Origin of the sequence: Acinetobacter sp. BMW17 (assembly GCF_001592855.1) — a bacterium.
Taxonomy (GTDB): domain Bacteria; phylum Pseudomonadota; class Gammaproteobacteria; order Pseudomonadales; family Moraxellaceae; genus Acinetobacter; species Acinetobacter johnsonii.
The window spans coordinates 16,230-37,491 of the sequence record NZ_LSOD01000018.1; the positions used below are offsets into that span (position 1 = coordinate 16,230).

Genomic DNA, 21,262 nt, shown 5'->3' on the forward strand with positions numbered 1-21,262 from the left:
CACCCCGAATCAGATGTATGAGCAAACTAAAACCGAGCTAATTGCTTAACTCGGTTTGAAGTGGAATACTGTCAATCTATTTCAGGACAAGACAGTGATTCTTATGTGAATTTTCTGACATTGAAAATATAAGGGATCATCAAGGCAAAAAGAACCGTGAGGGCATAGTGTAAGCTATTCACTACAGCACTAATATACGGATGAGCAAAGCCTTTTAGATAGACCATGGTTGCGCCTTTCTTTGTACTGGAATCTGTGTATGGGATTTCATCACTGATCAAAAACCAGCTTAAGCAGAAAAATAGCAACATAAAAATAAAAAACAATAAGCCTAACGGGCTAAACATTGAACATTGTTGTGTATTCAGTTTTGCGTAGTGTTGTTTAATGGACAGGATTTGTTGTCTGTTGAGCTGTACGCGAAAATAATTGATAAAAATAAGGGCAATACAGATGAAAGTACAAATAGAAAAAAGTCATTGAGAAATTTATGCGGACTCGACAAGTTGGATGCGATGGTGGTTGGAAATACTCCTTGAAAGTGAACATCAAAACTGACCACAAGGAGTGCTAGTCCTAAGGGAATGAGGTAAAAATAATAACAGCGAATTGGTGTATTGAGATAAGCCAACAATAGGGATGAATTTCGCATAGTTTTGTATTTGGTTATTTTATGATTTTATTTATAGATTGAACTGATTATTTTGACCAGTAAAAAAGCACCTCAAAAGAGGTGCTTTTTAACGGCGAAGGCGAGATTATTTTTCAATAATCGCTGTTACACCTTGGCCGCCAGCGGCACAAATTGAAACCAGTACGCGGCCTGAACCTTTTTGGTTAATCAATTTCGCAGCAGTAGCAATGATACGGCCACCAGTTGCAGCAAATGGGTGACCTGCTGCAAGTGAAGAACCTTTTACGTTGAGTTTAGTGCGGTCAATTGAACCGAGTGGAGCATCTAAACCTAAACGGTCTTTACAGAATTTTGGATCTTCCCAAGCTTTCAACGTTGAAAGAACTTGCGATGCAAATGCTTCATGAATTTCGTAGTAGTCGAAGTCTTGAAGTTTAAGGCCAGCACGTTCAAGCATACGTGGAACTGCATAAGCAGGTGCCATCAATAGGCCTTCTTTTTTCTCAACGAAATCAACAGCAGCTGTTTCTTGGAAGGTTAAGTAAGCAAGCACTTCGTGACCGTTTGCTTTCGCCCATTCTTCAGATGCTAAAAGCACACAAGACGCACCATCCGTAAGGGGGGTTGAGTTGCCCGCAGTCATGGTACGTGCATCGCCTTTACCAAAAGCTGGTTTGAGCTTAGCAAGTTTTTCAACCGTAGAGTCAGCACGTAAGTTATTGTCACGCTCTAAACCTAAGAATGGTGTGATCAGGTCATCGAAGAAGCCTTCTTCGTAAGCCGCAGCCATTTTTTGGTGTGAAGATGCAGCAAGTTCATCTTGTGCTTCACGTGCAATACCCCATTCAAGCGCAGTAATCGCTTGGTGATCACCCATAGAAAGACCTGTGCGTGGCTCACCATTTTTCGGCGCATCCATCAAGTCTTTTAGGTTGATTTTAGTTAAAGCTTTTAAACGGTCTTTACCCGTTTTTGCAATGTTGAGTTCAAGCAATGCTTTACGTAAACCATCACCAAACGCAATTGGTGCATCAGAAGTTGTATCTACACCACCAGCCACACCCACTTCAATTTGGCCCAGTGCGATTTTGTTGGCAACTAAGAAAGCTGCTTGTAAGCCAGTGCCACATGCTTGCTGAATATCGTAAGCAGGTGTTTCTGGTGCAAGTGCAGTGTTTAGTACACATTCACGGGTCATGTTAAAGTCACGGCTGTGCTTAAGTACCGCACCAGCAACCACTTCACCAAGGCGTTGACCTTGAAGGTTAAAACGTTCAACAAGACCGTTTAGCGCTGCTGTGAACATATCTGTATTCGAAGCGGTGAAATATGCGCCATTTGAGCGAGCGAAAGGAATACGGTTACCACCGATAATAGCCACGCGGCGAACAGTGTTTTGACTCATGGTTTGATCCTGTTGAACAGCAGTTTGAGTTTTTGGTTTTGAAGCATTTGTAGAAGAAGCGGGGCTTTTACTACGAGTTGACGCAGCACGAGTGCGAGTCGGCTTAGTCGTATTATTTACTGATTGGGTTGTTGTGCCAGTACTTTTAGTTCTACGAGATGTACTTTTTGATGTATTTGACACAGTTTCCGTAGCAGAATTTTCCACTGCTGGATTTTCTTGAGTTGTTTTGCTCATAAGGCTTTTCCAAGCATGTTAATCTATTCTTAGGGTGTACATTAGCATATTATAAAAATGGCTGAATTGACTAGAATGACATTGCAACAGGCTTTCAGGTCAAGACATATCATCTATAACTCAAGTATGATTCTATAGAAACCGATGGAACTATTGAAATATAAGACTCTAGACATCACTTTGAAGTTAAAAGGATATCTTTGAATCCATCAACAATTAATTTGTATGAGAGATAAAAACATGACTGATCAATACCAAACTTTTGCAAAATCTCCAATTGGTAAATTTGTCATTAAAAATTTGGGTTTACCTGCACCAACTTTTTTAGACCGTTTTGAGTCAGCAACGCCTGTGATTAAAGGTGCTGTTTTACTGGGTGCAGCAGCAAACAGTTCATTATCTGGTGCAATTGCGCAAGTGTTGGCCAATGTTCACGCCAATAGCTATGCAGGTAACAATGCACAGTTACAGCAAGCTGCGGCTCAAGTGGGCTTAAATTTAAGTGCATTTAATGCAGGCGACAAAGAGTCTAAATTCAAAGTTGTTATTTTTGATGCATCTGGCATTGAGTCATCAGAGCAACTCAATGAGTTATATAACTTCTTTAATCCTATCGCACGTCAAGTGGCTGCTTCTGGTCGTGTAATTGTAGTAGGTACGACACCTGAAACTGCGGGTAGCGTGAAAAAAGCGATTGCACAACGCGCGCTTGAAGGCTTCGTGAAGTCTGTCGGTAAAGAATTTAAAAAGGGGATTGCAGCACATTTGATTTATGTGGATGCAGGTGCAGAAGCAAATCTTGAGTCAACTTTACGTTTTGCAGCATCTCCACGTTCTGCTTATGTTTCTGGTCAAGTGATTCGTGTTTCTAAAGCTGATGTTGTAGATGTAGACTGGGCTAAACCACTGGCAGGTAAAACTGCTGTAGTGACAGGTGCGAGCCGTGGTATTGGTGAAGCGATTGCGCATGTCTTGGCACGTGATGGCGCGCATGTGATTTGTTTAGACGTACCACAGCAGCAAGCAGATCTTGACCGTGTTGCAGGTGAGATCGGTGGTTCAACACTGGCAATTGATATCACTGCAAATGATGCTGGTGAGAAAATTAAAGCTGCGGCAGCTGCTCAAGGTGGTTTAGACATCATCGTGCATAACGCAGGTATTACTCGTGACAAAACTTTGGCAAATATGAAGCCTGAGCTTTGGGACTTGGTGATTAACATTAACTTGTCTGCAATTGAACGTGTAAATGATTATTTACTTGCCAACGAGGGTTTAAATACCAATGGTCGTATTGTATGTGTATCATCGATTTCAGGTATTGCGGGTAACCTAGGTCAAACCAACTATGCTGTGTCGAAAGCAGGTGTCATTGGTGTGGTTAAATTTACTGCTCCAACTTTGACGAATGGCATTACTATCAATGCGGTTGCACCAGGTTTCATTGAAACGCAAATGACTGCTGCGATTCCATTTGCAATCCGTGAAGCGGGTCGCCGTATGAACTCGATGAGCCAAGGTGGTTTACCTGTAGATGTTGCTGAAACCATTGCTTTATTTGCAGCGACAGCATCGACTGGTTTAAACGGCAACGTTGTACGTGTTTGTGGTCAAAGTTTGTTGGGTGCTTAATTTAAAAGCTTGAATTTATCTCTCCTTTAGGGAGGGATAAATTCTTTATATTATAAAAGGGAGGGAGTTTTCCCTCATCCCAACCTTCTCCCTGAGGGAGAAGGAGCTTTCAAAAATATTGAAATAAAAACTTCTCAAAGGTTCAGTATGAAGACTCGCCATTTTAGTCAACTTCCAAAACCATATATGGCTTATCCGAAAGTCATTCAAGGTTTGATCTTTAAAAAGCCAAAAGGTGAAAAAGTCTTACCGCAGGTTGAGTATGTGGTGGATTCTTTTAACGTCGATCAAAAGCATTTGAAAGCCTATAACGAAGTATGTGGCTTTAAAAATAATGGTTATATTCCTGCGATTTATTTGGCCGTATTATCGCAAAGCCTACAAATGCACATGATGGGGCAAGAGCCGTTTCCATTTCCTGTGCTAGGTTTGGTACATATTCGCAATCAAGTCAAACAAATGCGTAAAGTTGGTGTCAATGAAACCCTCACTTTATCATGTAAATATGGCGCGCTTGAGCCACATGATAAAGGTGTTCAGTTCGATTTTATTACCACGGTGAAAGTTGGCAATGAAGTGGTGGTTGAAGCCTTAACCACGTATTTAGCACGTCAAAAGACCGATGGTAAAACAGCACCAAAATTAGTTGAAGCAACGACTCCAGATTATCAGCCGAATGCAGTCTGGGAAGTCTCTGAAAACACAGGTCGTCGTTATGCAATAACCTCGGGCGACTTCAACCTCATCCACATTCATGCGGTGACAGCAAAAGCCTTTGGTTTCAAACAAGCCATTGCGCATGGCATGTGGAGTAAGGCGCGAGCGTTGGCTTCGATCACATTGCCTGATGCTTATGAAGCGGATGTTTGGTTTAAACTGCCGATGTATTTACCCTCAACAGTCGATTTTATGACTGCTACAGATGGTGTAAATACCGCTTTCTTAATTCGAAATAGTAAGAATCAAAAACCGCATGTGACGGGACAGGTCAAAGCACTATAATTTTAAAAAGCCCAGTTTAGATTACACTGGGCTTTTTTATGCCAGCTTAAAAATACAAGGATGTGTAAATGAAAATTTTAAAACAATATTTACAAGCGAATCCGAACCATTACCAAGGCTATGTTGACCCACGTTTTCAAAGTGTTGCCCATCTGTTTAGCCGTTTACAGGATGCTCGTTCAGCATATGGTGGTGCAGCCTGTGTTTTATATTTTCAGGGTGAAAAAGTTGTCGATATCTATACGGGTTTGGCAGCGGTAGATTCTCCTTGGCAGGCCAATACCATGTCGGTGTGTTATTCGACAGGCAAAGGCGTGCTCGCAACCTTGGCGCATATTTTAGTCAGTCGAGGTGTGCTGAGCTACGACCAACCGATTGCGGATTATTGGCCTGAATTTGCCCAAAATGGTAAAGGAAAGATGACGCTAAGACATGTGCTGAGTCATCAAAGCGGATTATTTGATATTCGTAATAACATTGCCGATGCAACAGAAATGTTGGACTGGACACATATGTTAGACGTATTTGAAAAGGCACAACCACGTTTTGCAATTGGTGAAGATGCTGCTTATCAACCTTTGTCATTTGGTTGGCTAGTCGGTGGTGCTTTGGAAAAAGCAACAGGGAAACCTTTAACTGAACTCTTTCAAACCTATTTAGTTAAGCCACTTGAGCTAGATGGGGCTTACTTTGGTGCACCGAGTGCTGAATTAAAACGTATCGCACGACCTATTACTCGTTCTGTAGCTATCCAACCAAATCAAAAAAGTCCAACGAAAGTGCGTAAAGTTTCATTGCTGGATAAAGCGATGCAGTGGTCAGGGCAAGATCCACAAGACTTTCAGGATGGCATGATTCCCAAAGGCATGAAAAAGGTCAGCTTTTATCGTGATGATGCAATTCAGGCGATTATTCCGGCGGCAAATGGTGTATTTACAGCCAATAGTTTAGCCAAAGTGTATGCGATGCTATCTCAAAAAGGAATTTGGAAAGGTCAGCAGTTGATTCGTCCAGATGTGTTTTCTGAGTTGAGTCGAGTGCAATATAGCTATCGAGATCGTGTGATGCCGATACCTATGCATTGGCGCTTGGGGTATCACCGTATATTAACCCTAGGCAAAACCGCAGAGCAAGGTTTTGGTCATATGGGCTTTAATGGTTCAGGGGCTTGGGGCGATAGTGAGCGAGGCTTAAGTTTTGCTTATACACATAACTTTGCTACAGGTTCTTTAACTGGGGATTATCGACTTTGGGCTTTGAGCCAAGAAAGTTTACGCTGCGTAGATGCGGTCTTAACAGGCAAAAAAGGTTGGTTTTGACAGGTCTGAGATTTAGTCATCGTCTAAAATATGTTATGTTCGTCGCGGTTTAGGTTTTGAATATTTGTGACATGAAGGCTCCCATTCTTATCCCGCTGGTTGCTACAGGATTATTGTTAGGTTGTTCCGAGGCGAATCAAACGCAACATGATCAGTCTAAACTTCAAGTGGCAGAACAAAAGCAGATTATTCCTGCGTGGGTTGGGAGTTATCAGGGGACAACGCCGTGTATGGGGTGTTTGTCCCGTTGTGAAGACTGTCCGGGTATGGCAGTTGCACTAGAGCTGCATGAAAACATGACCTATACCCTAAAACGAGAAAGTTTGAGTGGCCATAATGAAATCGAAACTTTGACTGGAGCACTTCGTTTTAATGCTCAAGATCAGCACAAGGTAGAGTTGGTGAACGTAACCACGCGAAATTTACTTTATGTCGATTTAGAAGATCGTGTTTTAGAAATACGTGAAGATGTGACTGGAAAAAAATATCAAATGCAGAGTGATTTTATTTTAGTGAAACTGGCTTAATTTTCAAATGGCTAGCTCTTAGTTTAATTATTGAAATATTGAGAATTTTTGGATAATTTGGAAATAATCAATTAGCTTGTAAAAATATGAAATTTAAGGAATCTAGCCTAACAGATATTATTGCTGCTATTTCGGCAGTAGCGCTTGTTGTTACAATGGCTTCACAAACCTATTTTTACTATAGGTTAGATGCACTTTGGTTGCTATCTATTTTACCACCATCGGTGTTTTTTATTGAAGTTCTGAGAGTTTTAGCGCTTGTAGTAATTTTAATTCTAGGAGCATTTGCATCTGAAGCTATTTATAAGCTTATTATTAAACTTTGCATGAAAAAAAGAAAAATTCTTTATAAGGATAATGCGGATGCAATAAAGAATTTATTAGATAAGAAGAGAAAGTCTTTTGTTCGTGGTTACGCAGTTTTTTCTATAGTCTTACTTTATTTTGTATTGGTTGCTTTTCAAAAGTTTGGTTTTCTTATTACAACAGAAGTAATGTTTTGGACAGCATTTACTTGGGGATCACTTTTAAAAACAGTTTCTAGTAAAGAATTAAATAATATAACTAGAAGAGTTAGCCTTGTTTTTATTCTTATCTGTACAACTGCTTTAAATGCAGAAATCAAAATCGCTTATATAAATACTGCTCCTATTGTCTTTATGAAAAGTGAAAAGGGGGAGAGGAATGAAGTAAAGCTTTTGGATATGTATCAGGATAAAGTAATAGTATTTTATCAAAATGATTCTAAATATGAATTTAATGTTTTACAAAGTGATCAAATAGAAAAGATTGTTGGATCTTCGATTGTAAATTAACTCACTCCATTCACTCTTTGGCAAAAAAACAGTATGCTTAGGCCTATAAAAAGGAGCATACATGTATCAAGTACTTGCACGGAAATATCGTCCTCGCAATTTTAATGAGCTAGTGGGTCAAAACCACGTTTCTCGAGCACTAACCAGTGCTTTAGAGCGTGGGCGTTTGCACCATGCTTATTTGTTTACAGGAACGCGTGGGGTCGGAAAAACCACCATTGCCCGTATTTTGGCGAAGTGCTTGAACTGTGAAACAGGTGTGACTTCGACGCCGTGTGAAGTATGTCCAACCTGTACTGCCGTGAATGAAGGTCGTTTTATTGACTTGATTGAAATCGATGCGGCATCACGGACTAAAGTTGAAGATACGCGAGAACTTTTAGACAATGTTCCTTATGCGCCGACACAAGGTCGTTTTAAGGTCTATTTGATCGATGAAGTACATATGCTGTCTACGCATTCTTTTAATGCTTTACTCAAAACATTGGAAGAACCACCTGAACATGTGAAATTCCTTTTTGCAACGACAGATCCGCAAAAGCTCCCAATTACCGTGATTTCGCGTTGTTTGCAATTTACACTACGTCCGTTGGCTGTAGATGAAATTACTGAGCATCTGGGGAATATTTTAAATAAAGAAAGCATTCAAGCCGAACAAGATGCGATTTGGCAAATTGCAGAGTCTGCCCAAGGCTCATTACGTGATGCGCTTTCTTTGACAGACCAAGCGATTGCTTACGGTCAGGGCGCTATCCAGCATCAAGATGTCAAAGAGATGTTGGGTTTAATCGATCGTACCATTATTTATGATCTGATCCTTGCGATACATCAAAACCAAAAACAACGGGTGAGTGAGTTGCTGATGCAATTCCGCCAGCAAGCATTGGATGTATCTTTAGTTTTGGATCAGCTGATTTCGACTTTACATGAATTGGCATTACTACAATATTTGCCAGAACTTAGTCTCAAATATAGTGCTGAAATTAATAAAAAAATCATGCAATTGTCTCAGCAAATTGCTGCGCAAGACTTGCAACTTTATTACCAAATTGCATGTAAAGGACGTGCTGAATTACAGCTAGCAGTCACCCAAGAGCAAGGCTTTGAAATGTCGGTGCTGCGTATGTTGGCGTTCCGTCCATTACAACCGAATGAAGTGCTGGTGGCTCAGGCTAATAGCGCTGTAGTTGAATCCGAATCTGTACAACAAACGGCAATACTGACTTCTGATCCAGAAACGGCTTTGCAGCAAGATGCTCAAGATGCAGACGTTGATGCGGCATTTGAAGACGCTGCAATAACTCAGAATGCAGAGCCTGAATTTGATGATGGAAATCTTTCAGAAAGCCCCGAAGATAATAAACCACCAGTGGATACATCTCAGCAATCTGATCAAATCGTTTTCGATCCTTCAAGTGATGAAGTGCTGTTCGATTTAGATGAAGCAGACGAATTTAATGCGCAAAGCAATGATGATGAACCGAATAGTGATGATTTCTTATTTGATGAAATTGTACCGCTAGACCTAGAAACTCAAAATGATGCTCCCCTTGAAGATGTCATCGCAATAGCTGAACCTGCTGTGCAAGCGGAGTCGTTTGATTTAGCAAGTGAAGTACTTTCAGTTGCTAATGTTGAGGACTCTCAAGTTGTAGAAAATGAAAGCCAGCAAACTGTTACTGCTATTGTAGAGCCTGCTCAACCTGAACAGGTTTCATCTGCATCAGTCGATTTAATGCCACAAGATATTTTGCAGCTACAACCGCAGAAGTTGGTCGGTGAGTGGACGGTGGAGAAGTGGGAATACTGGTTTAGAAGTAGCGGCTTATCACCCGCGGTACAAGAGTTGGCTCAGCAAGGTTTAATGGCTGGGCAAATTAATGCCGAGTCTGTGTTTATGATTCCGCAGCGTTATGAGCAGCTCCTCACCCAATTACGTCATGTCTTAGAAGATGCGCTCAAAGCTGAATGGCCTCAGACGCGTTTTGATGTGAAATATGCAGAAGTTGAAACGATTACGCCTTACACCATGCAGGCGCAGCGCAAGCAAAAAGCATTTCAACGTGCGCATGAGTTACTGCAAAATGAAGATACGGTCAAAGGTCTTGTACAAACTTTTGAGGGTGAATTACATAATATCCAACTTAAGTAATGTCATGGCTTAAGTAGTGGCGCAAAGCACTCCGCATTTCAGAGGGAATAGGGGTGCTTTTTCGTGTTTCACGGTCTACAAAAACATGAATAAAATGTCCTTGAGCTGAAGCAGTTTCTTGACCAAATTTGAAAATGGCAAGTTCGTAAGTGAGTGAAGAGTTTCCTATTCTGGAAATAGTCACACCAACATCAATAATCTCAGGATAAGACAACTCATGTAAGAAACTGCATGCTGAGTCGACCACTAAACCAATAATAGGGGATTGGTGAATATCAAAATTTGCTTTTTCTATCAGTAAGGCATTTGCGGCAGTATCAAAATAGCTATAGTAGGTGACGTTGTTGACATGGCCATAGAGGTCATTGTCCGACCAACGTGTCTGAATCGGTAAAAAATAATGAAATTGGTCACGTGTCTTTGCAGCCTGTCTCATCGATATCATCCTGAAAATCGTATTATAAATAGCCTAAGTTAATTATATGGCTTAGCTGTAAATGGCTTGATAAATTTCGCGTGCCTGTTGCCACTCTAGTTCTCTTGGGTTGTTTTGTAGTAGGCGTGTTTGTAACATGGCATCGGTTGCAAGCTGGTCTAGACTGTGTTCAGAAACATTCAATGCCTTGAGTTTTAGGGTTAAACCACTGCGGTCTAAATGGTTTTGCATATGATCGACGAAAAGATCAGAAAGGCCATCGGTACAGCCTGTACTTTTTGGATCTAGCCAGCAGATCAGTTCCGCATAATGTTGCTTAGCTAGCGGCAGATTAAACTTTAAAACCTCTGTCAGCACTAAGGCATTACTGTGTCCATGAGAAATGTGAAAATGCCCACCCAATGGATAAGCAAGTGCATGAACAGCACCGACTGGGGCATTGGCGAAGGCTTGTCCTGCCAGCATTGAACCGACCAACATATTTTGTCGAGCTTCTAAATTTCGACCATCTTCTAGCACCAAACTGAGGTTTTGATTCAGCAGTTTTAAAGCCTGTTTCGCCAACATGTCAGCATAGGGATTTTTCTTGATTTTAGAGGTATAAGCTTCAATCGCATGTACCATCGCATCAATGCCTGTAGCAGCACTAATATGACGCGGCAGGTTTTCAGTAAAAGTCGCATCCAAAATTGCTACATCAGCAAAAAGAACGGGTGCTACGATTCCAGTCTTTGTCGTTTCACCTGTGGTGACGATCGAAATTGGTGTGACCTCAGAGCCTGTCCCTGCAGTGGTAGGGACTAAAATTAAGGGTAGACGAGGTGCTTGGGCATTATTCACCCCATAAAGATCTGATAACTTTTGCTGCTGTGCAGGATGGCTGAGGATGGCAATAATTTTTGCAACATCCATAGAGCTGCCGCCACCAAAGCCTAAAACGATATCTACCTTTTGCTGTTTGGCATAATTAGCCGCATTTAAAACAATTTGCTCACTTGGATCTGCTTCAACCTCACTGTAAATACTATAAGTGAGCGAGAGATCTTCTAATATTTCTAAGATGGGAAGATGAAGCTGATGCTTTAACATGCCTGCATCTGTAACCAATAACAGATGCTGATAAGGACGTGCTGTTAAAATGCCTCTGAGTTGCTGAATGCTGCCTAAGCCAGAAATAATATTCGGCACAGTTTGAAATTGAAATTGGTTCATAACAGCATCCTTTTTTATATCTTATCCAACAATATTGTTTTGTACTTCTATAGGATTCATCCTCTAAATAACTTAACATAAGACACTTGAAAATAAAGCTGTTTCGAGGTGGTTATGTCATTCACAGCGCCCTATAAGGTGTTATGTGTCTGTTTAGGAAATATTTGTCGTTCTCCCACGGCAGAAGTGGTTCTCAGACATTTTTGTGATGCACATCAGCTCAATATCGAAATCGATTCGGCGGGAACCAGTAATTACCATCCCAACAAAGCACCTGACTTGCGTAGTCAAGAACATGCTTTAAAACGGGGCTATGATTTATCCAGCTTACGTGCACGACAGTTACAGGCCCGTGACTTTGTCCATTTCGATTTAATTTTGGCGATGGATCATCGTAATTTTGATGATATTCAAGCGTTGTATCAAACTGCGCAAACTGAATTTGGTGCTCAATCTCTCCGCGCTAAAGTTGCACTCATGTCTGAGCATGACGCACAGTATCCGCAGCAAGCATTACCTGATCCTTACTATGGTGGCTTTGATGGTTTTGAACGTGTTCTTGACCAATGTGAGTCGAGCAGCCAAGCGTGGGTCAGTATTTTTAAACAACAATTTGAACAGTAATTAAGGTTCGTGCATGCAAATCGAAACACAAAAACAGCTTAAACCTTTTAATACGTTAAGCTTAAATGCGATAGCCTCTCATTATGTTCAAATTCACAGTCCAGATGAGCTTGTAGACGCATTGGATTATGCACAGCAACACGCTTTGAATGTCATGATTCTATCTGGTGGAAGTAATATGCTGCTTCCCGCACAAATTAATGCTTTGGTTGTGCATATGAACATTCTAGGCGTAGAAAACCTGTCTGAAGATGAAACTACCACAACTATACGGGTTGGTGCGGGTCAAGTTTGGCATGACTTTGTGCTTTGGACGACAGAACACCATCTATTTGGCTTACAAAATTTGGCATTGATTCCAGGCCTCGTGGGTGCATCTCCTGTACAAAATATTGGGGCTTATGGTGTAGAGGCCGGTGAGTTCATCGAAAGCGTGCAAGTCTATGACCGACAGTTGAAAACATTTAGCGATATTCAAGCTAAAGACTGTGCATTTAGTTATCGTCATAGTATTTTTAAAGATGATCCAAATCGCTATGTGATTACACATGTGACTTTCAAGTTATTGAAAAAAGAAGATTTGAAAATTAGCTATGGTGACTTAAAACAAGCCGTGGGTGATGAGCTCACTGCTTTTAATTTACAACAACAAGTGATTCAGATTCGTCAAAGTAAATTGCCTGATCCGAAAGAATTTCCTAACGTAGGCAGTTTTTTTAAGAATCCAATTATTAGTCAGCAAGCTTATGACCTTTTAGCCCAACAATTTGAAAAACTGCCACATTATCCGCAGCTGAATGGTGATGTTAAAATCGCAGCTGGTTGGTTGATTGATCAATCGGGCTGGAAAGGTAAGCAGCTCGGTGTGGTAGGGATGTTTGCCAAACAAGCCTTGGTTTTAGTGAATTATGCCAATGCAGATTTGAACGATGTACAGAGCACATACCGTGCAGTACAGCAGGATGTGTATAATAAATTTAAAGTTTTGTTGGAACCTGAGCCTGTGCTATTTAATTCGGCGGGTCTAATCCAATCTCATCAGGATCATTAAGCGTATGAGTAAAACCCATAAAATGGTGCGTTTAATGCAAATCACTTCGGTGCTGTTTGCATTTTTCGGCTGTTTAATGATTTTTATTTATACGCCTTTTTATTCAAAGCTGATTGTGGCGACATTGAATGCCTTTGTCCCTGTAGACGTCAATGAAGTTGCAGCACAAAGTCAAAAAATGGCAGCACTCAGTGAGCAAGAAAGCTTAGAACCAGGTTCTGATTTGTGGATTGCCCGCCAAGCGTACTTACAGTTGATGGAAGAGCAAATCAAAGAACATAATTCGCAAAACCTAACCACGATTCAGGCGCGTTATAAAGCACTGCAACAGTTAATTATTTCTGAACAGCGTGAAGAGCAAGAAAAAGAGCAAAAGCCTCAAATTCCTTTGGTGGTTGAGACGGCAAGTTCTGAGGTTGACCCGGCTGAAAATGTCAAAGAACTACTAGAGCTGAATAGCAAAGAAAATAAAGCCCTGATGGAAAATTATCTCGACTTTTTAAAAACGCATAAAGTAGAGACTGTAGAGGAAGAGCCGATAGATGAACAAATCTATCAGGACATCGCACAAATACATGCACAAAATGAAGAGAGAAAAGCGGCATTAAACATGCCGAATGCCATAGTCGTTTTGGGTGGTGGATTAACTTTAGATAAAAACCGTAAAGATATTGTGGTGAATGAATATACGCGACTACGTCTTGAAACCACATTGCAGGTCGAAAAACAGTTCAAGCTGCCCATTGTGCTTAGCGGTGTCGAAGCCCCGTATATGCAAAAATGGTTAAAGGCGCGTGGAGTCGATGCGAAACTATTGGAAGATCGTAGTATGAATACCTGCGAAAACTCGCGCTTTAGCTCTTTGCTGTTGCAGAAAAAAGGTGGTGCGCCTAGAGTGATTTTAATTACAGATCAATATCATATGCCACGTACACGTCGTTTATTTGCTTTGAATGGTATCGAAACACAGCCGATTGAGGCACCTATGCCGACCCAATTAACCCAATGGCGTCCAAGTGAACAAAATTATGATCATAGTCGCCGTGCCAATTATGAAATGCTCGCAACGATACGCGATGTACTGTTGGGTTCGAGTGACTGTAGGGAGATTCCATAATGCCTGAACTTCCTTTTTTAAATCCATCGGTACTCAAACAGCTTGAACTTCCTGTGCCGAGTCGTGAGACAACACCACAGCTTTTAATGCCTTTGAATCTAAACCAGCCGTATGAGGCATCGGTGGAGATGGTATCTTATCGTCGTTTATACGGTTTAGATGCGTTGGACTGTGATCACTGGCAAGGTTATGTTCAAATGCCCTTATTTAAGTTGCATGTCCAAGTTTTTGCACCAAAAATTGAAAAAATCAAAGGTTCAGTCTGTCTGTTGCATGGTTATTTAGAACATAGCGGAATTTATCAACCTATTATTAAAGAGTTGCTTGAACAAGGCTTTAGTGTACTGACCTATGATCTTCCGGGGCATGGACTCAGTGATGGATCACCTGCGAATATTCAAAATTTTGATCATTATCAAGATGTGTTACATGCTGTGGTGCGTTATGTTAAACATGCCGAGCAGTTGCCGCAACCGTGGTTAGGCATAGGGCAGAGCACGGGTGGTGCAATTTTGATGCATCATTTGCTTGAGTTTGCCGAACGTCGTGAAAACCCTTATGTACAACGTGTCTTGTTGTTGTCGCCACTCATTCGACCTGCAAAATCCGCTTGGTGGCATAACTCGGTTGGATTAGGCATTATTAGACGGATTAAACGTCAAGTGCCGCGTCATTTTAGGCGGAATAACCATAACCCAGAGTTCTTACGCTTTGTGCGTTTAAAAGATCCGCTACAACCTCGCATGATGGGTATGGATTGGATTTTGGCTATGTCCAAATGGATGTTGGAAATGGAGCAGCGCCCAGCTTGTCGTATTCCAGTTTGGTTAGCTCAAGGTGCCTTGGATCAGACGGTAGACTGGCGTTATAACATTGAGTTTATTCGTGAAAAGTTCCGCCTACAGACCTTATTGATGTTGGAGGAAGGTTCACATCAATTGATCAATGAGCGTTCGGATATTCGTGCGGCATTAACAGGTCTAATCCCAGCCTTTTTACATGCGCAGGGTTCATCGAGTGGATATTACTAACATTCTGTGATTTCTCTTATCGAAAATAAAAAGGAGGCTTTATCAGCCTCCTTTTTATTTAGAAATGTTCTAATTTAGACATATTCCACATACGGAAATAGAAGTTCTCTTCATCTTTATTTTCACAAGACAGCAGTTCACCATCTTTTAACCAAAAATGTAGCTGCGCATAATTTCGAATTTCTCGGTCATTAATGCGCTGTGCTAAATGGCGTGCTTTAATTTCTGCTGGATGTTTTAAGCCTGCTGAAGCAATCATTTCCGAAAGTGCTTTTAATGTGTTGTCATGAAAATGCAGCACACGTTCGGCTTTAGTGGGCACATGTAGTGCTTTTTGACGCTCTTTGTCTTGCGTTGCAACACCGACAGGGCATTGGTTGGTATGACAACTTTGTGCTTGAATGCAGCCCACCGCAAACATAAACCCTCGTGCAGAATTGACCCAATCTGCACCAATTGCCATGGTACTAGCAATATCAAAGGCACTGACCAATTTACCACTGGCACCAATTTTGATCTGATCACGTAAACCCGCGCCGACCAGTGTATTGTGTACAAAAAGTAAGCCTTCACGTAGTGGTACGCCCATATTATCTATCAGCTCGATAGGCGCTGCACCAGTCCCGCCCTCGGAGCCATCTACCACAATAAAATCAGGAATAATTTGGGTATGCAGCATGGCTTTGACAATGCTCATAAATTGCCAAGGCTGACCAATACACAGCTTGAAACCGACTGGTTTACCTTCAGATAACTCACGCAGTTTTTGAATAAAATGCATCATCTGAATTGGCGTTTTGAAAGCCGAGTGACTTGAGGGGGAAACACAGTCATGATCACGACTGACGCCTCGTATTTCAGCAATCTCTTCAGAAATTTTATCTTTCGGTAGAATCCCGCCATGACCGGGTTTTGCTCCCTGAGACAGCTTGATTTCGATCATTTTGACTTGAGGTCGCTTGGCTTGAACGGCAAATTTTTCAGGGTCAAATTGACCATCTAGAGTACGGCAACCAAAATAACCACTGCCTAACTCCCAAACAATATCGCCTCCATATTCAAGATGGTACGGACTTAAACTGCCTTCGCCAGTATCATGGTAAAAACCACCCATTTGTGCTCCTTTATTTAAAGCGCGAATAGCATTGGCACTCAGGCTGCCAAAACTCATGGCTGAAATATTGAAAATAGAAGCACTATAAGGTTGTGAGCATTGCGAATTGCCCACCAGAATACGGAAGGTTTTAGGGTCAGCAGGTGTGCATGGGCTCAGTGAATGAGTCATGAAGCGGTAATTGTCCGCATAGACATCGATAATGGAGCCGAAGGGTTTATCTGCATTTTGGTTTTTTGCACGTTGATATACTAAACTACGTTGCATACGCGAAAAAGGCAGTGCGTCTTGATCGGCCTCAATAAAATACTGGCGAATTTCAGGGCGGAAATCTTCAAAAATAAAACGAAAATGCCCCATGATCGGGTAGTTCTTTAAGATAGAATGTTTATTTTGTAAAACATCATGCAAGCCAACAAGACTCAGTAAACCTGTAATCAGCCAAATACTGTTCAGGAAAGTGTCCGAAATAAAATAATTAATATAGATGGGAGTATGGCTATAATGAAAAAAAGAAATGCTCAAAAAAATAAAAATACACAGTAGCCAAATGGAGTGCCGTGAAAAAAATGTATTCAGTAATTTATGACGTATGGATTGAGCAGGGCTAGACATATGGCTGGGCATCCTTCCAGATTGTTTAAACCTAATGTGCCAAGTCTCTGTTTCATCTACAAGTAATAAATTGTTGTTACGCCCGTTATTATTTGCTGTGGGAATCCAATATTAAAATTATGGATAAATTTTGTACAGATTGATATCTTTCAGAATTTAAAGTATATAAAATGAATATGAATAAGCGCTTATTGTTCAAAAGAAAAAATTATAAATTACTTACTTCTAGGGATAGGTTAGGCCAAGCTTGCATCGGTATAGTGTGGTTCAAGAATGATAAGAAAAAGGGGACGCTTCAGTGAAAAATAAGGAAACTGTTTTGCCTGCACCTGTTTTAATCGTGGAAGATGAAGCCATGATTCGCTCACGTCTAGATCTGATTCTGTCGGAACTGGGCTATAGTCAAGATATGCTGATTTTTGCTAAAAATTTAGCTGAAGCCATGCAAATCATTGCCTCACAACCGATTTCTTTAGCCTTAGTCGATTTAGGGTTGCCTGATGGAAATGGCATCACTTTAATTGAAAAACTCAGAGACATAGATGAAAGCGCATTAATTTTAGTAATTTCGGCATGGAGTACACAGCAAAGCTTATTTGCCTCGATTAAAGCGGGAGCGAATGGCTATGTATTGAAAGAACGTGATGATGCCGAAGTGTTGATGTCGATACGGAGTATTTTGCGCGGTGGTGCACCGATTGACCCCTTTATTGCCCAAGAGATTTTAAATCAAATCTCAACCTCAAATACCCCCCAAACTGAGCGTGTAGAGCAGTTGGATGGTCAGGACTATGATCAACTGACCAATCGAGAAACTGAAATTCTCAATTTGGTGGCACAAGGCCTGAGTAACCGCGAAATTGCTGAGCAATTATTTGTTTCGCGCTATACCGTTGAAAGCCATATTAAGCATATTTACCGCAAGCTTTCTGTTTCAAAAAGAACCAAAGCAGTCAGCACTGCGCGTTCTTTAGGTATTTTATGAGAAATGGCTGGCTGAGCATTTTTGTCACACTGTGTTTGTGTGTGCTTAGTTTTGCCAGTTCCGCACAAACAAACTTTGTTGTTAGTCCAACCTGTAAAGTGAATGTCGATAAAATTTCTGTGGTGAAAACAAGTTCTATCGATGTTGTTCCGAAGACGGGATGGGTAGAGGTCAAAAATCCTGACGTATGGACAGAACGCTGGCCACATTACGATGGCGGCGTTTGGTACCATTTTAATTGGCATTGGAGTTGTAACGACAGTAATGAACTGAAGCAGCCTTTAGCATTTTCTGTGGAGGGCATGAGTAGCGCAGGCGCTGTTTTTTTTAATCGAAATTTACTTTGGAAAGATAAGCATTTAGTTGAGCCTCTATCCAAAAGTTGGAATACCCCGCGTTTTTGGATCCTTCCTGTCGAAAGCTTAAAACAAAAAAACAATGAAATTTGGGTCTATGTGGTTGGTAATAGTTATGAAAGTCCGGGTTTAGGTAATTTAGAATTTTCTGATATCACAACAGCATATGATAAACAACAAAAAAGAATTTGGAATAAAAGGACGCTGTTTCAAGTCAACTTAGTCATTTCCACCACCTTGGGTTTGGTGTGCTTTGTCATTTGGTTTTTTAGACGCAATGAAACGACATTTTTGTGGTTTTCTGTTAGCTGTTTGTTTTGGGTATTGTTTATTTGGAATGTCATCAACCGAGAAGTGTTTCCATATCCAAACTCCTTGTGGGTCATGAAAACTAACCTGACTTTTTTTGTTTTATACAATGTTTGCTTTTGCATTTACTTGCTACGTTTTGTGAAGACAAAGTTTGCTGAGTTAGAGAAAACCTTATTTTTAGTTGCTGCAGTGTGTATTGTCACCATCTTGTTTATCCCGAGCTTGATGGTCAATATCGTATTTGCTGTGATTTTCTTGTTGTGTATTGCATTATTTATCGCATCATTCTGCTTTGTGATTTATCGTGCTTATAAGACCAAGCGCCGTGATTTTATTTTGTTAGCGGTTTGTTTAAGTTTGATTCTTGTGGTCATGCTTTACGATATTTCAATACTTTTTGATGGACATATTAATGAGCATCAGCCTTTGTCGCCTTACACTTCACCAGTGATCACTTTTTTCATTGTGATTATTCTTGCAACGCGATTAGATAAAAATATTAAAAAAATACAAAGATTTAATAGTGAACTTGAGCAGCGAGTAAGCTTTGTAACCAGTAATCTGTCCTCTAGTTTATATGCTCGACATCAATTAGAGCTTGAAAATGTCCGCTTACAAGAACGTATTCATTTAGCACATGATTTGCATGATGGTTTGGGTGCATCTTTGGTTCGTTCCATGATTTTAGTGGATCAGAGCTCCAGCACCATGTCGAATCAACAATTTTTATCCATCCTCAAATTGCTTCGAGATGATTTAAGACAAATTATTGACAGTGGTTCTTTAACCAATAACAAAACGCCAGATAATCCAGTGTTATGGATTGCTCCTGTTCGGCATCGGTTTAGTCAGATCATGGATGAGTTGGACATTGAGGCGACTTGGAGCATTCCGGAGGCATGGGAAATACAACCGACAGCACTACAATGTTTGACTTTAATTCGTGTGCTTGAAGAAAGTTTGACCAATATTGTGAAGCACAGCCAAGCACGGCATATTGATGTAAAAATGTATTATCCAAGTACAACTCACCTAGTCATGATTATTCAGGATGATGGTATAGGTTTTAATGTGGAGTGTGTGCTTAACCACGGGATGGGCATTGGTATGCGCAGTATGAAAATGCGTTTAGAAAAAATTGGTGCTGAGCTCAATATCGAATCTGAAAAAGGCTGTACCAAAATTATTGCCAGTTTAAGGTTTGGTGAGGGAGAAAGTGCTGAGTAGATTAGATTCCTCAGCACTTGGTTTGCTTAAGCTTCGTCAGGTGGGAGTAGCATTAAGACAGATTCGTTCATCAGCATCGCAATATCTTCTAGAATATCGGCATCATACAAGCTTTCATCAAGTAACAGTGCTTCACCATCTGCTAAATTCTTGAGTAATGGTGCACATTGCTCTGAAATGCATAGCCCTTCACCGTTGGCCCAAAATAAGAATTCATCTTCATCGTGAGTATAAAGTAGGCGAGAAGCGGGTTCTAAGATCAGCTGATAGCCTTGATCTAAAATACCTTCTAAATCTCCTGTGCCAATTTCTTCAGCTTCAGGAATATTTTCAGGGTATTTCGGCTCTGACATCAAGGTCATAATAGCATCTTCAAGCAAAGTTGAATTTTGTAGCTGCGCCAAAATTTCTGCTTTTAAATAATCCAATTCGTTTTGTGTTAATTGACCGATCGGACTTTGTTGGTCACGGACAATATCGAGCAATGGATTACGCAGCAGAGCGTTATCAGACAGTTTGTCGCCTACACGGTCTACCATGTCGGTGACGTTTGGCATACGGAAGCCAAAAGAGAAGGTCAGACAGTCATCTTCAGCTACACCAAAATGTGATAAACCTGGTGGTACATAAAGTAGATCACCTGGTGCTAATACTTCGTCAAAATGTACGTCAATTTCAGGCAGTAATTTTAAAGGTTGGCCTGCAACAATCTCAGATTCAGCATCGCACATTTGACCCAACTGCCAACGACGATGACCATAACCTTGAACTAAAAAGACATCGTAAAAGTCAAAATGCTTTCCGACAGAGCCACCCTTAGGTGCATAAGACACCATGATGTCATCACGGCGCCACTGCGGAATAAAAGGAAATTTTTTCCACAGTGCTGCTAAGTCAAAAGAGTAGTGGTCTACGGCTTGAACCAATAAAGTCCAGAGTTTTGGCATCTTTTGGAAGTCAGCTTTTAACAGCGGTGAAGACTTGACCGACCACTGATTTGGGTCACGGTCTTTTTGTTTGATGAGACGAGCTGTGACATTTTCATCTAAAGCCAGTTCCATAATATCGCTAGGTTCTAAAATATTGATAATTTCAGGCAGCGCGTTGCGGACCAATAATGGCTTTTTTTGCCAATATTCGGCAAGGAATTGTTCAGCTGTAATACCGCCAAGAACATCAAGAGATTGGGACATGAAAATAGCCTAAGCAAATTTAAAACAATATTGTGACTATTGTCTTATGATCGAATGTCTATGTGCAAGTATCGTTAGATTTATTTAAATAAATTGAGTTTGTCTCAGTCGTTATGATTGTAGGCATCAAAATTTTTACAGCATAATCGATCTAAAATATAGTGAAGAAAAATAGGGTGTGTTGACACTTTTAGCTTAAAAAAATAGCGAAGTAGTAAAATCAAATCGCCAAACCCAATTTTACTATTCGCTATGCCTCGTACCAT

The 21,262-nt window shown here is 40.8% G+C and carries 17 protein-coding genes; 12 read left to right on the forward strand and 5 right to left on the reverse strand.

Features of this window, described 5'->3' with window-relative positions:
* Positions 1-758: 758 nt before the first annotated feature.
* Complete coding sequence (locus AXW61_RS04300) at positions 759-2,276, reverse strand: acetyl-CoA C-acetyltransferase (RefSeq protein WP_062032682.1); 1,518 nt, start codon at positions 2,274-2,276, stop codon at positions 759-761.
* A gap of 240 nt (positions 2,277-2,516) precedes the next feature.
* On the opposite strand from AXW61_RS04300, the gene AXW61_RS04305 reads away from it, so the two are divergent.
* The 6 genes from AXW61_RS04305 to dnaX all read left to right on the forward strand — a co-directional run bounded on the left by AXW61_RS04305 (position 2,517) and on the right by dnaX (position 9,723).
* Complete coding sequence (locus AXW61_RS04305) at positions 2,517-3,908, forward strand: 3-oxoacyl-ACP reductase (RefSeq protein ID WP_062032685.1); 1,392 nt, start codon at positions 2,517-2,519, stop codon at positions 3,906-3,908.
* Positions 3,909-4,055: 147 nt separating this feature from the next.
* Complete coding sequence (locus AXW61_RS04310; protein ID WP_062032687.1) at positions 4,056-4,910, forward strand: MaoC/PaaZ C-terminal domain-containing protein; 855 nt, start codon at positions 4,056-4,058, stop codon at positions 4,908-4,910.
* 68 nt (positions 4,911-4,978) lie between these two features.
* Entirely contained in the window at positions 4,979-6,229 is a 1,251-nt protein-coding gene (locus AXW61_RS04315; RefSeq protein WP_062032690.1) for a serine hydrolase domain-containing protein, read from the forward strand.
* 71 nt (positions 6,230-6,300) lie between these two features.
* Positions 6,301-6,756 (forward strand): copper resistance protein NlpE N-terminal domain-containing protein, encoded by a 456-nt coding sequence (locus AXW61_RS04320; RefSeq protein ID WP_062032693.1) that lies wholly within the window; start codon positions 6,301-6,303, stop codon positions 6,754-6,756.
* An 86-nt stretch (positions 6,757-6,842) separates the two neighbouring features.
* The gene (locus tag AXW61_RS04325) at positions 6,843-7,571 is read left to right on the forward strand and encodes a hypothetical protein (protein ID WP_062032696.1); all 729 of its coding nucleotides are present in this window, start codon (positions 6,843-6,845) and stop codon (positions 7,569-7,571) included.
* A gap of 61 nt (positions 7,572-7,632) precedes the next feature.
* The gene (dnaX, locus tag AXW61_RS04330; protein WP_062032698.1) at positions 7,633-9,723 is read left to right on the forward strand and encodes a DNA polymerase III subunit gamma/tau; all 2,091 of its coding nucleotides are present in this window, start codon (positions 7,633-7,635) and stop codon (positions 9,721-9,723) included.
* On the opposite strand, the gene AXW61_RS04335 is transcribed toward dnaX, so the two are convergent.
* Complete coding sequence (locus tag AXW61_RS04335; protein WP_058951902.1) at positions 9,716-10,159, reverse strand: thioesterase family protein; 444 nt, start codon at positions 10,157-10,159, stop codon at positions 9,716-9,718. The two genes, dnaX and AXW61_RS04335, sit on opposite strands and share 8 nt — an antisense overlap.
* Before the next feature lie 51 nt (positions 10,160-10,210).
* On the reverse strand, positions 10,211-11,371 hold the full coding sequence (locus tag AXW61_RS04340) for an iron-containing alcohol dehydrogenase (RefSeq protein ID WP_062032701.1): 1,161 nt from the start codon (positions 11,369-11,371) through the stop codon (positions 10,211-10,213).
* A gap of 114 nt (positions 11,372-11,485) precedes the next feature.
* Here AXW61_RS04340 and AXW61_RS04345 point away from each other — a divergent pair, with 114 nt between their 5' ends.
* From AXW61_RS04345 to AXW61_RS04360, 4 genes are read left to right on the forward strand one after another with little or no spacing between them, the layout of a single operon-like run.
* Positions 11,486-11,995: a low molecular weight protein-tyrosine-phosphatase gene (locus AXW61_RS04345; RefSeq protein ID WP_062032705.1), complete on the forward strand. Its 510-nt coding sequence runs from the start codon at positions 11,486-11,488 to the stop codon at positions 11,993-11,995.
* A gap of 13 nt (positions 11,996-12,008) precedes the next feature.
* Positions 12,009-13,046, forward strand: coding sequence for a UDP-N-acetylmuramate dehydrogenase (gene murB, locus AXW61_RS04350; RefSeq protein WP_062032708.1), 1,038 nt, complete (start codon positions 12,009-12,011; stop codon positions 13,044-13,046).
* 4 nt (positions 13,047-13,050) lie between these two features.
* Complete coding sequence (locus tag AXW61_RS04355) at positions 13,051-14,163, forward strand: YdcF family protein (protein ID WP_062032711.1); 1,113 nt, start codon at positions 13,051-13,053, stop codon at positions 14,161-14,163.
* Entirely contained in the window at positions 14,163-15,194 is a 1,032-nt protein-coding gene (locus AXW61_RS04360) for an alpha/beta hydrolase (protein ID WP_004696940.1), read from the forward strand. Before AXW61_RS04355 ends, AXW61_RS04360 begins: the two co-directional genes overlap by 1 nt.
* A gap of 58 nt (positions 15,195-15,252) precedes the next feature.
* On the opposite strand, the gene AXW61_RS04365 is transcribed toward AXW61_RS04360, so the two are convergent.
* Positions 15,253-16,923: an FMN-binding glutamate synthase family protein gene (locus AXW61_RS04365; RefSeq protein WP_062032715.1), complete on the reverse strand. Its 1,671-nt coding sequence runs from the start codon at positions 16,921-16,923 to the stop codon at positions 15,253-15,255.
* A gap of 298 nt (positions 16,924-17,221) precedes the next feature.
* Here AXW61_RS04365 and AXW61_RS04370 point away from each other — a divergent pair, with 298 nt between their 5' ends.
* Both AXW61_RS04370 and AXW61_RS04375 read left to right on the forward strand, forming a co-directional pair.
* Positions 17,222-17,908, forward strand: a complete 687-nt coding sequence (locus AXW61_RS04370; RefSeq protein WP_081408262.1) for a response regulator transcription factor — start codon at positions 17,222-17,224, stop codon at positions 17,906-17,908.
* Positions 17,905-19,803 (forward strand): 7TM diverse intracellular signaling domain-containing protein, encoded by a 1,899-nt coding sequence (locus AXW61_RS04375; RefSeq protein WP_062032718.1) that lies wholly within the window; start codon positions 17,905-17,907, stop codon positions 19,801-19,803. Before AXW61_RS04370 ends, AXW61_RS04375 begins: the two co-directional genes overlap by 4 nt.
* Before the next feature lie 26 nt (positions 19,804-19,829).
* Here the strand turns inward: AXW61_RS04375 and AXW61_RS04380 are convergent, their stop codons facing one another.
* Positions 19,830-20,996 carry a cupin domain-containing protein gene (locus tag AXW61_RS04380; protein WP_062032721.1) on the reverse strand — a complete coding sequence of 389 codons (1,167 nt, stop codon included), beginning with the start codon at positions 20,994-20,996 and terminating at the stop codon, positions 19,830-19,832.
* Positions 20,997-21,262 lie beyond the last annotated feature (266 nt).